Source organism: Serratia sp. (in: enterobacteria) (assembly GCF_051654945.1).
Lineage (GTDB): Bacteria > Pseudomonadota > Gammaproteobacteria > Enterobacterales > Enterobacteriaceae > Chania.
The window spans coordinates 241,779-256,274 of record NZ_JBOFZA010000091.1 but is presented as its reverse complement, the minus strand read 5'-3'; the positions used below and the strand labels follow the sequence as shown (position 1 = coordinate 256,274).

The window sequence follows — 14,496 nt, the reverse complement described above, 5'->3', positions numbered from 1 at the left end:
AGGCGGCAGGGATGTCAGTAAACGGATGAAACAATGATGAACTATATTTACTGCTCACGCATTGATGGGCTAAGTAGGGAGCGGCTTTATTCGCAACGGAATTTACTTGATCCACACCAGCAAACCACATTCGATCAATTCAGATTTGATGATGACAAACGCCGAATGTTATTGGCGAGAATGCTTTTACGCTATGTATTAACCAAGCATGAAGGATATCAAGGCCCTCACTTTCCTCATCTGCACTATCAGCAGTTTGGCAAGCCGACTATTATGGGTATGAAAGGAGAGTTTAATATTTCACATGCGGGTGTCTGGGCCGTGTGCGCTTATAACCCTCTGGGGGATATCGGCGTTGATATTGAAAAAAGAGTCCCCATTGACATACATGACTACCAGGATGTGCTCACCCCTGAGGAGTTTACACAACTCGCCCAGGGGGGAAACGTTGATTTCTTTCGTCTTTGGTCGTTGAAAGAAGCCATCATAAAAGCGGATGGCCGGGGTTTTTCCTTATCTCCGACCATGTTTACCTTACCTCACCCTTTTGCCAATGGCTTAACCGTCGACGTGGCTGAAAAACGTTGGTACTTGTACTCACAGGACATTGGGGAGGAATACGTATTATCCAGCGCCTCAGTATCCAATAAAACCGCACTGTTTTCGTTAGCCTTTGATACCTTGTTGGCCTGATTTACTCGTTGCCGTTCTCTGTCAAAGCCATACGCGATATGGATGGTCTCTCAGCTCTGGCAGACAAAAGCGCTGCCCTTGTCCAGCAAATAAGGGCACAAATAGGCAACGGTGCTGCACATCGGCAAGATATCTGCTGACAGCGTTATCCCCAATGTTTCGACCAGGTATTTTCTACGCTGCTGCATCCGCTGCCATAGCTGTGGATAAGTTGTTCGATCGGCAGTTAATCTCAGACTATCTCACTAATACGTCAACCATCGAATAGAATACCTAACCACCTCGGGAATTTTGGAGACTAATCTCTCGCTGAATGGGTCGATAGCCTCTACTGACAGCAATGCTGGTTATTTCATATAAATAATTCTGAGATTAAATTTCAGCGCACCTTGAAAAATGAGATCGTTACCTGGCTTTTATCTTTTGTTTGTTTAATTTGTAGAATTAAAATCTATTTTTATTCAAAATTAAAGGTTATTGTTCTGATTTTTTAATCCTGTGGTAACTTTATGTCATCAGCAAATTTGATGCGTGCTTCGGTTTACCCTAGGGCTCACCGGGAGTTATCGAACAACTGATATAGGGGGTTACTGCATTAACGTAACAACCCAGTGCTGACGGCCTGATGATGGCCAGACCAGGATATAAAGATATCCATACATTTATTGAAGACCTCTAGAATTATTAAGGATTTATTTTTCATGAAACTGAATAAAATCATGATGGCAACTGTTGTTGCTTTTGGTATCTCTTCTGCTGCTAACGCGGCAAACCAGGGTTCGGGAACTGTAAAGTTCGAGGGTTCGATCATTGATGCACCTTGCTCTATCTCGGCAGATACTATGAACCAAACCGTTTCACTTGGCCAAATATCAAAAGTGGCGCTGGCAAACGGTGGTCAGTCTACGCCTGTTAGCTTTGATATTACATTAGAGAACTGTGACACCAGTACTCAACAAACTGTGAAAACCACATTCAGTGGCGCAGCTTCCGCTACTAACGCTGACCTTTTAGGTATTGCGGGTGCAGCTCAAGGAGCAGGTGTTGCGATCTCCCAAGGTGGTATGCTCGTAAAACTAAATACCCCGACCTCGGCGCAAAATTTGAATGACGGTACTAACACGTTGCAGTTTGCTGCTTATCTGAAAGGTGAAACGGCCACTGCTGTGATCACACCAGGTGATTTTTATGCCGTGGCAAACTTCGCTTTAGCTTATCCGTAATAGTAAACTCACGAGTATAAAAAGACCAGGCGTGCGGTTATTCGCATGCTTGGTGTATTTACCTGTGAAAGGGCTGCTGTGATGCGTTGGCAGAAAAATAAAATGGGTGCAACATTCACAATGGCAACAATATTGGCATCTACAGCAATCCATGCGGCACCCGTTATTCAGAGTGTAGGGCAGGTGAATATGCAAGGAGAGATTATGGACTCCGCCTGTACAATTAGTATGGGGAGTCATGATCAAACAATTACTATAGATACCACATTGTTAGCAGGCGTTATTGACAGTGGTCAGGGCAGCAGTAAAACATTTTCAATTGCTCTAGTTAATTGCGTGTTGGTGCATAATGAAATAAATCCATTAGGTGAAAAACGATTCCATATAACATTTGATGGTAAACCCGATGGAGAACACTTTAGCCTGTGGGGTGAGGGGGCGGGGGTTGCGTTGCAACTCAACGACAAATTTGGCAATACTGCTCGGCCAGGCCAACCGCTGCCATTGAGAAGTGTTCATTCTGAAAGTAAGCGCCTTGATTATGATTTTCGGCTCATTGCAAATAATCAGACTGTCAGGTCAGGTAGCTATTTCTCTGCGGTTAGATTTAAGCTGGATTATTTTTAAATACTTAGATTAAACACCACGGTAAATACAGTCAATAAAGGTTAGAGGTATGAAGTTGTCACCTGTTGGTAAATTAGCACGGCTTCAGGTGCTGGGTCTGTGTATTTCATGGGCGTTGCTGACCTCACCAAAAGCAAGCTTTTCCGCACAGGTCATTGAGTTTAACACCGATGTTTTGGATGTTAACGATAAGCAAAACTTCGATCTCAGCCAGTTCTCGCGCGGAACCTATATTATGCCCGGAACCTACGGCATGCTGATTCGAATTAATAAGCATGAGTTACCGGAGCAGCAGGTGCAATTCTTGGCGTCGGAAAATGACCCAAGCATTAGCAAGGCCTGTATTAATTCGGCGTTAGTGGCGCAATTAGGGCTGAAGCCCGGATTGGTCGACGATTTAACTTGGTGGCACCAGGGAGAATGTTTGGATGAGGGCAGCTTGGCGGGGATGGAGGTTCGCGGGGAATTGTCTACCTCATCTCTGTATGTGAGTATTCCGCAAGCTTATCTGGAACACACATCGGAAGATTGGGATCCGCCCTCGCGTTGGGATGAAGGGATCCCCGGGATACTGCTTGATTACAGTGTGAATGCCCAGAGCCAACAGCAGTTGCAACAGAAGGCACGAAGCCAAAACTTGAGTGGCAATGGCGTGGTAGGCACGAATTTGTCTTCCTGGCGCTTGCGGGCCGACTGGCAGGGTAATTTTAATACCCAAAGTGGTGCCGGAGGCTCCACACAGAGACAGTTTGACTGGAGCCGTTTCTACGCTTTTCGTGCGATTGCGCCGTGGCGTTCGAAGTTAACGCTGGGGGAGAACTCGCTGGGTTCAGGGATGTTCGACAGCTTTAGTTTTACCGGTGCCAGTTTGGTGTCGGACGACAGCATGTTGCCGCCGAACCTGCGCGGCTATGCACCAGAAGTGGTAGGTGTGGCAAAGACCAATGCTCGGGTCACCGTTAGTCAGCAAGGACGGGTACTGTATGAAACGCAGGTGGCATCTGGCCCATTCCGTATTCAGGATATTCACGATGCTGTAACGGGAGAATTGAATGTGCGCGTAGAAGAGCAAGACGGTAGCGTGCAGGCGTTCAACCTCAATACTGCCACGATCCCCTATTTGACGCGTCCCGGCTTGGTACGCTTCAGATTTGCCACGGGGAAACCTTCGGGATTACAGCATCGAATACGTGGCCCATTGTTCGGTACAGGGGAGTTTTCCTGGGGAGTCAGTAACGGTTGGTCGTTGTATGGTGGTGCGCTAATTGCGGGTGAGTATAACGCCGCTTCGCTGGGGATCGGCCGCGATCTGATGATTTTTGGCGCTTTGTCTGTGGATGCCACCCAGTCCCGTGCGAGCTTGCCATTCCAGCAAGGTACGCTCAGCGGCGGTTCGTATCGCTTGAGTTACTCAAAGAGCTTTGAGGAATATGACAGCCAGGTGGCCTTTGCCGGTTACCGTTTCTCTGAGCAGAACTTTATGAACATGGGGGAGTTTCTGGAGGCTCGGGAAACGGGTAACCGCAGCGGCGGTGGTAAAGAGATGTACACCATCAGCCTGAACAAACACTTTCGCGATTGGGGGCTGAGCTCGAATCTCAACTACAGCCACGAGACTTACTGGAACCGGCCAGCGAATGACCGCTACACCCTGACGCTGTCCCGTAATTTCGATTTCGGCCGCTGGCGTAATGTGAATCTGTCTCTGTCAGCGTACCGCAATAATTACAACCAGAGCAGTGATAACGGGGGATACATCTCGCTGTCGATGCCTTGGGGAGAACGTTCGTATGTCAGCTACAGCGGTTCGGTGGCAGACAGCGATACGACCCACCGAGTGGGGTACAGCACCCGATTGGACGAACGCAGCAACTACCAGTTAAGCGCGGGGAGTGCACGCAGCGGGGTAAACCTCAGTGGCAACTACAGCCGTGAGGGGGATTTTGCGCGTATCAGTGCCAATGCCAGCTACCAGGAAAGCCGTTACAGTGCGCTAGGTTTTTCCGCTCAAGGCGGGATGACTCTTACCAAACAAGGCGGAGCGCTGCACCGTGCGGGTGTGCCTGGGGGGACACGTATGTTGATTGACACCGCTGGTGTGGCCGGGATCCCGGTACGGGGTTATGGCAGCAATACCCAGACTAATAGATGGGGCAAGGCGGTGATTGGTGATATGAACAGCTATTACCGCAGCCAGGCGAGCATCGATCTGAATAAGATAGGTGATAACGCGGAGGCGCTTAACTCGGTGGTGCAGTTAACGCTGACTGAAGGGGCGATCGGTTACCGGCAATTTGAGGTCGTCGCAGGGGGCAAAGCAATGGCGGTGATTAAACTGGCAGACGGTAGTGAACCGCCGTTTGGTGCCTCGGTAATGAATGCCCGCCAACAGGAAACAGGCATTGTTAATGAAGGTGGCAGCGTTTACCTGAGCGGGATTAAGGCCGGTGATGTGATGACGGTACACTGGAATGGCGGAGCGCAGTGCGCGGTGACCATGCCTGAGTCACTGCCAGAAAATATGATGATAGATAGTCTGCTGTTGCCGTGCCAACGGGTGGACGCTCAGCCAGTATCTTGAAGTAATAACATTTAACCAACTAACTGATTTAAAGACCGAAATGGTCGGGAAGTAAGTAATGATAAACACTAAGTTAACCCCGCAGGTATGGCCCCGTATGGTAGGCATTCTGCGCAATAACACCCTAAGGATGGGGGTTCTTTTAGGGGCGCTGGCTGCTCAGCAGGTTCAGGCAGCGATTGCACTGGACCGTACCAGGGTGGTTTTTAATGGTAGCCAGGATTCATTGAGCTTGAATATCAGCAACCAGAATAAACAACTGCCGTATCTGGCACAGGGCTGGCTCGAAGATGAGCAGGGCAATAAAATCCAGAGTCCACTCACCGTGTTGCCGCCAGTGCAACGTATTGAACCAGGAAAGTCCAGCCAGATAAAGGTTCAAGCATTGCCTGCGGCTAAGCTGTTGCGACAAGATCGGGAATCGGTTTTCTACTTTAACCTGCGTGAAATACCGCCGAAAAGCGATAAACCCAACACGTTGCAGATTGCGCTACAGACCCGTATCAAGCTGTTCTATCGGCCGGCGGCTATTGCTATTGATGCCAATGCTCAACCTCCTCAGGAACAGCTGACGATGAGCCGCCAGGGGGACAAGTATGTGGTGAACAACCCGACTCCTTATTTCGTCACTTTAGTCGATGTGAGCAGTAAGATGGATGGCGAAGGGGTTAAGGAATTTGAACCGATGATGGTTCCGCCGATGGGTAATTTACCGCTTACGGTGAGCGCCGCCAGCGTGGGTAATAACCCGGTACTAACCTACGTTAATGACTACGGTGGTCGCCCGCAGCTCAGTTTTAATTGCACGGGGAACTCTTGCAGGATCATAGCGCAGAAGTAAGGCCCTGAAGGGACACAGCCTAGTACGAGATTGAATGCTATACCCTGATATACCAGAGTGGTTGCTGCGCTTGAAAATAATGGATGTTGACGAGTCTCTGGGCACTGATCATTGCATTTTACGCGTACACATTCAACCTACGGCATCCCTAAGTGCAAGAGAGCCCCCGTATAGCAAAGTCCTGCATTGTCCTATTGGTAATAAAGAGAAAGTGCTATGCATATTATGATGAAAAATAGTCTGTCATGGAAAGTAATTATGCTATTAGCCTCGGGGGTATTGGTTCATGAGCATTCTTATGCTATTGGTTTGAGTGTAAAAGGAACGCTTTCTAATACTCCTTGTATCATTAAACCACAGCATCAGGATATTGTGGTTGATTTTGGCATGGTGGTTAATAAATATCTTGCATTCAATAGTCGCACTCATCCTCAGGTGTTTCGCTTGGTGCTGTCCGAATGTGATGGTTCCAAAAATAAGGTGAGTATAACATTCAAAGGGAACGAAAGTTTGAATCAAAAAAATAAAGGAATGTTGAGGTTGAAAGGTGCTCAGGGAGTATATATAAGTATAGAAAACGATAAGGGAGGGCAGTTACCTATTAACCTGCCGGGTAAGTTTTACGATCTGCCGCTTGAAGAAAATAGCATAGATTTTAAGGCGTTCGTAGTCGCTGGCGTTAATGAAAAAATTACATTAGGACAGTTTACTGGTGAAGCTGTCATGCTGCTGGATTACAGTTACTAAGCTAGAAATGTGGTTTCATGTGGTAACTCAAGAGGCGTTTTATGTCTTTTTTTAGTAAAGGCGAGAGGCTATTTATTAAGTGTGTGATTTTGTTTTTGGCGATGGGAGGATTGCTACTCCAGCGTATTAACGCTGCGGATGTGGATATCAAGGTAAGAGGAAGTATTATGCTCCCTCCTTGCGTTATTAATGAAAACAATAGTGTTGAACTTGATTTTGGTACGGTTTATATACGTGATGTAATGGCAGGAACAAGTGATTCAATAAAGAAAACCGTTGTACTTCCTGTGAGATGCCTTGGATTAAATGGGTTGAAAGTTAAGTTTTCCAACAACGCTGGTTCGGTGAGTGGTCATAAATTAGAAACGATAGGAATACCTAAAAGTGGTTTGGCTATCGCGTTTTATGATATGAATAGAAATGCTTTTAATCTTAATGCTTATGCGGATTTTAGCCGTTTCGGTTCTCTGAAGTGTTCGGGAAACAATTGTTTAGGTACGCTTGGATTTAATATGGTTTTAGAACGATACAATAATAATATAACATTAACACCTGCAGACTTCAGCGCTTCCACAACGTTAGTTCTTGAATGGCAGTAATAAAGGTGAGAGTTGTGAATAATACAAATGTATTAAGGTTTTTTATTTCAGTTTTTTTTATCTTGCCTGGGTGCAAGGCTTATGCTTTTTCTTGTATGGGGCCACAAGGTTTTATTCCGTCAACGGGAGGAGTAATGAATGTCACGATATCATCCGAGCCTCAAATAACGCCAAATGCCAACATCATTTTTGACCTTTCAACGCTAGTGTCTTGTAAAAATGATGATGTTAGTGTTGAGGATTATGCTTGGGCATCAACTGGAACAGTATTCCCACAATTGCTTATAGATAAAGGATTTTCTGGTGGTATTTTATGGCATGGTGGTAACTATCCTTTTCCAATTAAGGACTACATGCCCAAATGGAAAATGCCGCATCCCAAAGGTAAGTATTATTATTTGCCATTAAAATTATATGTATCCCCAGTGGGGGCTCAGGGAGGCGTTAAGATAAATGCTGGAGAGTCTTTAGGTGTTGTTGTTATAAGGGTTTCTCAAAATCTCATCTCGCTTCGCGATGAAATTTATACATTTAATCTTTTCACGGAAAAAGATGTTTTTGTTCCGACCGGTGGGTGTGATGTAAATAATTATAATAATCTGGTGGTGCTGGATTCCAAGTTTCCCTCTGAATTTTCAGGCTACTCCAAAGATGTTGGTTTAAGTCTTAAATGCGCCTCATCGAGGAAGGTAACCTATACGGTCCAAGCTGCAGGCAATTTTGATTATACCAATAAAATATTCCATAACACAACAAATAACAATTCTGCTCATGGGGTTGGTATACAGATCCTCACTGGCGCTAACGAGATTTTAGAACCTAACAAAGCTTACTTAATCGGGGAGGTTAATAACTCTTTCCAATCTTTGGGGTTAAAAGTTAAGTATGTAGCGACCGGGCAACCATTCCGACCTGGCAATGTAGAGGTAAATATGACGGTAATATTTGCGTATCCATAATGATGCAATGAATGCATATATATCCGTTATTTTTCAAATGGCACCTTTGTTGGCTTAGGTTACTTGTCTCATTCATTAGGCTCATCCTTTGGGTTTCCGTTTCGCGGCATTCCAATCGGTTTTCGACCGATTGGAACTGTCTTTGCTCTAAGCAGTATGTGACCATAACCGCCACCATTACTGATACGTCAAAGTAAAATTCGCCGCGCTATTAGCCGAGCCGCCAGTAATCAATGACTGGGTTTGATAATAGCGCGCAGTGAGTTCTATATCGTCCTGGCCAATATTATACTCGCCCAATGAATTAAGCTGGTTTAGCGTAAGCGGTGTATCACCATATAAAATCTGAATGCCAACCCCGCTGGCAACGGGAGTAACAGCGGTATTTAAGGCTAATACGCCAGGAGCATTGCTGCTATCGGCTATTCCATCCATTTTTAACAGCACTTCTGTCAATCCATCGCACTCTATATTAATGGTGAAGGTCCGTTCAGCCGCTGTGCTACCCACCCCGGAGAAATGGCTTTTATGGATGATGCCCATAGGGACCTGAATAGCCGATTGTATTACATTGCAGGATGATTTTTGTATTGTTACAGGGGTGAAATTTAAATAAGAAAACAACGGAACGCCGCTGGCGTTAATATTGGTTTGCCCCCAGATCCCGCTATTTTTTGGCTTGAGTTCACCTACGGTAATATCACCCGTTTTGATTAGCCTTAACTGAGGAGAGAGTGGTGCGTTTAACAGCGGATTAAAGTTAATGACTCTGGATACTGCAGGGTTGGCTAAATTTACACCCAGGTGTGATATGGAGACACCCACGCCAGGCAATGACGTTGGATAGACGGCGTTGCCGAGACTGGGGGACGATTGCATAGAGAAATAAAGCGTGTTGTTGCTGTTGCCGCATGTTGCTGTTGTATTACTGATCAATATCATGCTTCCAGTATAAATTTCACTATTAATGGGTAAGCCACTGGATACTGAAATTGAATTGGGTAAATTATCTATGAAATTTGCTGAGCTTGCCTGGCTACCCCCAGGGTAAGTACAGGCTCCCAGAATGGGGTTGCTAAATAACAGTGCTGGGAATGTAGATAATGCTAACTTGATGTTCATATAGAACCCTTATGATTGAAATCGTTCAAAGACATTGCGTGTTAATCAGGTGAATCGAGCTTTTTTGCTCTGTAATTTTATAGTCGGCTTCACATTGCTGATTTCCCCAACTTACGCGAATACGTCCGGCATTCGGCATGCCAGAGAAATAGACCCGGCTATCATTATCCATGATACCTTCGCTCTTTTTGTGAGCCGCGCTGATCAATTCTGCCTGTGCGCCAAAGGGGAGCGGGGCTCCTTGGTGGGTCAACGTCACAATGATGCGCTGGCCAACCTGAGCATTAAAATCAGCAAGCACTAACGCGCCGCGGGTCGGGATAACCGACTGGGTATTTTTTTCAATATCAACGTTGTTCCCCATGCTGGTTGTATCCAGCGTCAGGCGGTTTTTACGGTAGGCACTTAAATAAGGTACCACGGTGTAGCCACGCCAATCTGTTGCGACCCCTGGGTTATTTTGTACGCTTACCTCGCTGGCTCCAGGGGCTCGAACCAATACCGAGGTTTCCCCCAATGGTTGAGAGAGCGTTACCCCATAAGGATGGCCAACAATGCCACCTTGTAGCTGATAACTGGCCTTTTTGGCATGTGGGCTCTGGCTATAGCCTGCACCAAGATTGCCATAGCGTCCCTTATAGGTGGCGGTTGCCAGGCTGTTGGCTCCCTCACCATTATTGCTGTAACCTGTTTGCAGATTATAGCTTAAGCGGTTATCTGCCAGAGCCGTGCCACCAATACCGACATTCTGAGTGACGGGGCCGCCACGGCTTGAGCTGGCTCTATAGCTGCCCCAACTGTTGGGCAGCCAGTGACTCAGGGGCATTTGCATACTAAAGGCCAGTTGCCGATCGCTATTCTGCTGCCAGGCTGACTGGGTATAATTGATGCTTAATGAATAACTGATGGCGTTATAATCAAAGTAATAACGGGTATTCAGATTCCGTTCTATGCCACTTTGGTGCCAAAAATCCTGTTGATAACCGGAGAGCGAAATAGACCCCCATTGGCCTAAAGCCTGATTTAGGTTGAGCTGCAGTTTATTACGTTTTGCGTAGCGGTTATTCCCCCATAGGCTACTGGCAGAGTTCAACCTGTTGGCTTCATTAAAATCATAAAAACCATTTGAAGAGAACTGATAGCCAGCAAACTGCAAGTAGGTACCCAGTTGGGTAATATCTTTGCCATATTGCACGCGATAAGAGAGCCCACGATGGTATTCGGTTTCCTCGGGCAACTGAGTATTGGCTTGAGTAATGTCAAAGGCGAGGCTGCCGAACGTATCCAATCCAAAACCAGCGCCCAGTAGTAGGGCCTGATAGGAACCGGAGAAAAGCTGGCTGGAAGATAACGTCACACCATAAGGCATGCCATAACGCTGGCCACTTTGGATAAACAGTGGTGTGCGGGTATTAGGGGAAGATGCGCGATACTTGCCGATGCTGGTCGAGTAGTTCAAATGCCCTTCACGTTGCATATTTGGCATTATGGCATAAGGCTGAACAAAATGGCGTTCTTCGCCGTTTTCTTCCGTAATGGTGACGTGGAGATTACCGCTACCGCCGGTAGGATAGAGATCGGTAATGGCAAAACTCCCTGGGGGGACATTGGCCTGGTACAGGGTATGGCCATTTTGGCGAATGGTCACTCTGGCAAAGCTGTTGGCAATTCCTCTCACTACCGGAGCATAACCACGTAAGCTATCTGGCAGCATGGCTTCGTCAGAACTCAGTTGTACACCGCGAAATTGCACGCTGTTGAGCAGATCGCCAGGGGTGAAGGTTTCGCCCAGGGTTAACTGCCCTTGAATGGCATGAATATCGCGCTGTAAATAAGAGTTAATGCTGTCCCAATGATAGCCTTGGTCATTTTGTCGGCTATAGGTGCTGTAGTTGCGTGCGCGCCAGGCCCCCAGATTGGCCCCTGAACGCAGATTAAGAAAGTAGCTGTCTTTAGGGCCAGAGCTATTCTGCTGCCAGCTATTTTCTCCAGAGAACGCATAGTTCAACATCAGGGCGGGTAATCCCTGATCCCACGAGGCCGGGTTGATATAACCCCGGGCTTCCGCCTCCATGGCGGTTTGAGGGATACTGATGTCAAGGCGTTGCCGGTTAAAGTTAAAGCTGCTATCCGCTGCGGGGATCACATCGGCGAGGTCGGTAATAATCTCCTGGTCGTCCAGGTTATTCAGCTTTGGAAAAGCGGCGGTTCTCACGCCATACTGCCGCAACATACCCACGCTGATTTCCGCCTTCAGTCCTGTGGGGGTAGTGATAAAATTCACGGTTTGAGTACCGGCCTCCTCCTTATTGATATAAATCTCTACCCGGTAGGCACCGGGGCGCTGGCTACCTTTAGTGATAAACTGTGACAGGTCGGTAACGGGGTGGGTAAGCCCACGGGTATTCAATGCATAGGGGTTGAAGTAATCCTCTTCTGCCCATGAGGCAGGGATATAGCCAAGTGAAAAGGATGATGCCAGGTAAGGGATGATGTGGCTTAGTTTTATTCGCTTATCGCGTGGCCATGTTGCCGCTGGGAGCTTCACCGTCATGATTACAGTTGAACCTTTTCCTGCGGGTAGACGCCACCAAAGTCATTGATAGCGCTCCAGATCACGTCGTTATTTTTCTTGCCTGTCGGTAGATCCCAGGCGTGTGAGCTCATGGGGGCGATCATGCCTGGTTTTTCGATATTTATTCCGCCGACGGCTAATGTGGCAAAAGAGACATAGTAGGGGGTGCTATTGTGGGCAATGAGTTTACCCTGCTGCGTTTTAAAGGTGATTTTTTTGTATGCTGAGGCCGCGTCGGCTATCAGCGTAGTGGGGCGATAAAAGAGTTTAATACGCGTGTTGATCGAGATATGCAGGCGGTTTTCGGTCGTTTTTTTAGAGGCTGGGATCGCCTTGGCATTTAGCCAATAAACCGTTTCCCTATCGTTGGGTAACGCGCCATCCACATAAACGATACGCAAGGTATTTTCCTGTTCCGGATCAAGGCGGAATAAAGGTGGAGTAATAATAAAGGGGACCTTACTTGTCTCAGTATGCCGTTCATTCTCAATCCAGGCCTGGATAACAAAAGGGATCTTTTGCTCCGTATTGGTCACCGAGATCGAGACTTCCTTGTTGTTAGCTGGGTAAATAACCCTGGTGCCCCCCACTACCACACCAGCGTAAGCATTGCAGCTATTTGCCAGTAAGATAAATGCCCATGTGTTTTTTAGCCAAGTAGTCAAGTTGGTTCGCCTTTTTATCCACGTAACGAGAGATACACATATCTTGAAAAATGTGGCTAAATTAAAATTTAACCACAAGGTATGAAAGTATTACAGGATGTCGTGGTTAATTATAAGTAATGGAGAAATCAGTGGTGGCAGTAAAATTCCCTGCAGTAATTGAGTTTTTTGTGGCGACGATTTTGGCTATAAATTGCAATGGAATATCCCCTTGCTGTAAAGTCAGTGGTTTGGACGCATTGTTTATATTAATCGCCGTATTATCGTTTTCATACAGCCCAATCGCAATTCCCTCCGCTGTTGAACTCTCATCCAGGCTTAAAAGATTGTGGTTGTCATTATCTCGTTCACCACTAAAAGCGACGCTAAGTGTTGTGAGGCCTGATGCTGACAGGTCAGGGCAACCAGTTAACTCAATCTGGAACGACTTTGTGGCCGCTACGGCGCCAATGTTTGGCAGGGCACTTTGTGTCACGGTGCCCATTGGGATATCAAGGTTCGGTGTGGGAATATCACAAGCCGCTGCGATAACGCTGCCGCTAAAGGTAATTGTCCCATTATCAGCATAGCTGGCCGTAGAAGCGATAAAAGCTAATGCAGCGAGGGGGAGATGGAATCTCATATGTCTTATTTCCTGTTTAATTGAGGTAGTGTGAAAAGGTAGAGTCCTTGGCTTGATTTACTTAGGAGGAAATCGAAGCCTTGAGATGTTAGTGCATGATTGAAAGTATGTAAAATTTGGCGTGATAAAGATAACCCTTTGTTTTTTATCTTAATTAAAAGATAATCAGTTATGTCTGGTGGTTATTTTGATAAGGGGGTTAGTAATTATGTTTTTTGATGCGCATCATGATGATGAATGAGTTTTTAATCTGTCGGTAATGCTTCTTTGCGCCAGGTGAATTTCCTGAAATTAACTTGTGTTTATATTCCTGGTTATTGATTGTTTTGTAGTTAAAGGTTAATTTCTTTATGGTGATTGAAATTAACGTCTATGTTTTGTCTTTTGCTAGTGTTATGTTGTTTTTGTTTTTTATCTTGATTACATTGAATTCAGCTTCAGAGCTTCAACAACTTTCAAAACAACAAGAATACCGATGTAATAAGAGGTTGTAACATGTTGACCGTGGCATATTTTAATAAACATCACTTAGGTGCACTGCTGGCTACTTTGCTCGGTGTTCCGTTTGCTACCTATGGGCAGGTAGAAACATCAGGTATCCAATTAGGCATGTCACGGGTGATTTTTAATGAGACGACTAAAAATGCTGTGGTGACATTACCGTTGGAGAACCCAGATAATAAACCTTATTTGATTCAGTCCGTGGTGCGTAATGAAACAATGCAGAAATCCAGTGCCTTTATTGTTACCCCTCCTTTGTTTCGTATTGAAGGCGGGCAGAAAGGGCAGGTTCAGATCATCAAGGGCGACACCGTATTCGCGAGCGACAGAGAAAGCCTGCATTTTCTTTGTGTTAAAGGGATCCCTTCACAAGAAAAGCGAACTGGTGTGCCGCAAAATGCTTCATCGGCGCTGATGGTGGCCATTAATACCTGCATCAAAATTCTTTACCGTCCTGCCAGCCTAGCGGAGTCCAGGGTAGAGGTTGTTGCAAATCAACTGGTTTGGGGACGCCAGGGTAATCAATTGACGGTCAAGAATACCACCCCGCTTTATCAACATTTCAGCAGCATCACGCTTGATGGTGTACCAATTGAAAATGCTGGTTATGTAGCCCCCTTTTCCTCAACCCACTATACCGTTCAAACCCATTCGCCGGGGAATAGGGTGATTTGGCGCGTGATTGATGAGTTTGGTGGAGCGGGCGCTTCGCACAGTAGCCAATTAACGCTCTAGCAGTAA

At 46.3% G+C, this 14,496-nt stretch carries 14 protein-coding genes; 9 read left to right on the top strand and 5 right to left on the bottom strand.

All coding sequences use genetic code 11. The features are described from left to right. The first annotated feature begins 33 nt into the window (after positions 1 to 33). Positions 34 to 693 carry a 4'-phosphopantetheinyl transferase family protein gene (locus tag ACRDCA_RS22050; protein WP_438691431.1) on the top strand — a complete coding sequence of 220 codons (660 nt, stop codon included), beginning with the start codon at positions 34 to 36 and terminating at the stop codon, positions 691 to 693. 50 nt (positions 694 to 743) lie between these two features. On the opposite strand, the gene ACRDCA_RS22045 is transcribed toward ACRDCA_RS22050, so the two are convergent. Then, positions 744 to 881, bottom strand: a complete 138-nt coding sequence (locus ACRDCA_RS22045) for a hypothetical protein (RefSeq protein WP_438691430.1) — start codon at positions 879 to 881, stop codon at positions 744 to 746. Between the two features lie 513 nt (positions 882 to 1,394). Between ACRDCA_RS22045 and ACRDCA_RS22040 the strand changes: the two genes are divergently transcribed. From ACRDCA_RS22040 to ACRDCA_RS22010, 7 genes are all read left to right on the top strand, one after another. Next, positions 1,395 to 1,916: a fimbrial protein gene (locus ACRDCA_RS22040; RefSeq protein WP_438691429.1), complete on the top strand. Its 522-nt coding sequence runs from the start codon at positions 1,395 to 1,397 to the stop codon at positions 1,914 to 1,916. 45 nt (positions 1,917 to 1,961) lie between these two features. After that, positions 1,962 to 2,543 (top strand): fimbrial protein, encoded by a 582-nt coding sequence (locus tag ACRDCA_RS22035; protein ID WP_438691428.1) that lies wholly within the window; start codon positions 1,962 to 1,964, stop codon positions 2,541 to 2,543. A 49-nt stretch (positions 2,544 to 2,592) separates the two neighbouring features. After that, complete coding sequence (locus tag ACRDCA_RS22030; RefSeq protein ID WP_438691427.1) at positions 2,593 to 5,124, top strand: outer membrane usher protein; 2,532 nt, start codon at positions 2,593 to 2,595, stop codon at positions 5,122 to 5,124. Between the two features lie 130 nt (positions 5,125 to 5,254). Further along, positions 5,255 to 5,965, top strand: a complete 711-nt coding sequence (locus tag ACRDCA_RS22025) for a fimbria/pilus periplasmic chaperone (protein WP_438691569.1) — start codon at positions 5,255 to 5,257, stop codon at positions 5,963 to 5,965. 216 nt (positions 5,966 to 6,181) lie between these two features. Beyond that, complete coding sequence (locus ACRDCA_RS22020) at positions 6,182 to 6,712, top strand: fimbrial protein (RefSeq protein ID WP_438691426.1); 531 nt, start codon at positions 6,182 to 6,184, stop codon at positions 6,710 to 6,712. A 41-nt stretch (positions 6,713 to 6,753) separates the two neighbouring features. Further along, positions 6,754 to 7,311, top strand: a complete 558-nt coding sequence (locus tag ACRDCA_RS22015) for a fimbrial protein (protein ID WP_438691425.1) — start codon at positions 6,754 to 6,756, stop codon at positions 7,309 to 7,311. A 14-nt stretch (positions 7,312 to 7,325) separates the two neighbouring features. Then, the gene (locus ACRDCA_RS22010) at positions 7,326 to 8,270 is read left to right on the top strand and encodes a fimbrial protein (protein WP_438691424.1); all 945 of its coding nucleotides are present in this window, start codon (positions 7,326 to 7,328) and stop codon (positions 8,268 to 8,270) included. A 177-nt stretch (positions 8,271 to 8,447) separates the two neighbouring features. Here ACRDCA_RS22010 and ACRDCA_RS22005 read toward each other — a convergent pair whose 3' ends face one another. The 4 genes from ACRDCA_RS22005 to ACRDCA_RS21990 all read right to left on the bottom strand — a co-directional run bounded on the left by ACRDCA_RS22005 (position 8,448) and on the right by ACRDCA_RS21990 (position 13,254). Continuing rightward, positions 8,448 to 9,392 (bottom strand): fimbrial protein, encoded by a 945-nt coding sequence (locus ACRDCA_RS22005; protein ID WP_218520297.1) that lies wholly within the window; start codon positions 9,390 to 9,392, stop codon positions 8,448 to 8,450. Between the two features lie 25 nt (positions 9,393 to 9,417). Beyond that, complete coding sequence (locus ACRDCA_RS22000; RefSeq protein ID WP_438691423.1) at positions 9,418 to 11,946, bottom strand: fimbria/pilus outer membrane usher protein; 2,529 nt, start codon at positions 11,944 to 11,946, stop codon at positions 9,418 to 9,420. A 2-nt stretch (positions 11,947 to 11,948) separates the two neighbouring features. Beyond that, positions 11,949 to 12,632, bottom strand: a complete 684-nt coding sequence (locus tag ACRDCA_RS21995) for a fimbrial biogenesis chaperone (protein WP_438691422.1) — start codon at positions 12,630 to 12,632, stop codon at positions 11,949 to 11,951. A 106-nt stretch (positions 12,633 to 12,738) separates the two neighbouring features. Next, a complete protein-coding gene (locus ACRDCA_RS21990) occupies positions 12,739 to 13,254 on the bottom strand; it encodes a fimbrial protein (protein ID WP_218520300.1) in 516 nt (171 codons plus the stop codon). 495 nt (positions 13,255 to 13,749) lie between these two features. Here ACRDCA_RS21990 and ACRDCA_RS21985 point away from each other — a divergent pair, with 495 nt between their 5' ends. Then, entirely contained in the window at positions 13,750 to 14,490 is a 741-nt protein-coding gene (locus ACRDCA_RS21985; protein WP_438691421.1) for a fimbria/pilus periplasmic chaperone, read from the top strand. The last annotated feature ends 6 nt before the right edge of the window (positions 14,491 to 14,496 follow it).

Bases quoted from the DNA above. Each gene is read 5' to 3' on its own strand.
- ACRDCA_RS22050 (WP_438691431.1), top strand. From the start codon at position 34: ATGATGAACTATATTTACTGCTCACGCATTGATGGGCTAAGTAGGGAG.
- ACRDCA_RS22045 (WP_438691430.1), bottom strand. From the start codon at position 881: ATGCAGCAGCGTAGAAAATACCTGGTCGAAACATTGGGGATAACGCTG.
- ACRDCA_RS22040 (WP_438691429.1), top strand. From the start codon at position 1,395: ATGAAACTGAATAAAATCATGATGGCAACTGTTGTTGCTTTTGGTATC.
- ACRDCA_RS22035 (WP_438691428.1), top strand. From the start codon at position 1,962: ATGCTTGGTGTATTTACCTGTGAAAGGGCTGCTGTGATGCGTTGGCAG.
- ACRDCA_RS22030 (WP_438691427.1), top strand. From the start codon at position 2,593: ATGAAGTTGTCACCTGTTGGTAAATTAGCACGGCTTCAGGTGCTGGGT.
- ACRDCA_RS22025 (WP_438691569.1), top strand. From the start codon at position 5,255: ATGGGGGTTCTTTTAGGGGCGCTGGCTGCTCAGCAGGTTCAGGCAGCG.
- ACRDCA_RS22020 (WP_438691426.1), top strand. From the start codon at position 6,182: ATGCATATTATGATGAAAAATAGTCTGTCATGGAAAGTAATTATGCTA.
- ACRDCA_RS22015 (WP_438691425.1), top strand. From the start codon at position 6,754: ATGTCTTTTTTTAGTAAAGGCGAGAGGCTATTTATTAAGTGTGTGATT.
- ACRDCA_RS22005 (WP_218520297.1), bottom strand. From the start codon at position 9,392: ATGAACATCAAGTTAGCATTATCTACATTCCCAGCACTGTTATTTAGC.
- ACRDCA_RS22000 (WP_438691423.1), bottom strand. From the start codon at position 11,946: ATGACGGTGAAGCTCCCAGCGGCAACATGGCCACGCGATAAGCGAATA.
- ACRDCA_RS21990 (WP_218520300.1), bottom strand. From the start codon at position 13,254: ATGAGATTCCATCTCCCCCTCGCTGCATTAGCTTTTATCGCTTCTACG.
- ACRDCA_RS21985 (WP_438691421.1), top strand. From the start codon at position 13,750: ATGTTGACCGTGGCATATTTTAATAAACATCACTTAGGTGCACTGCTG.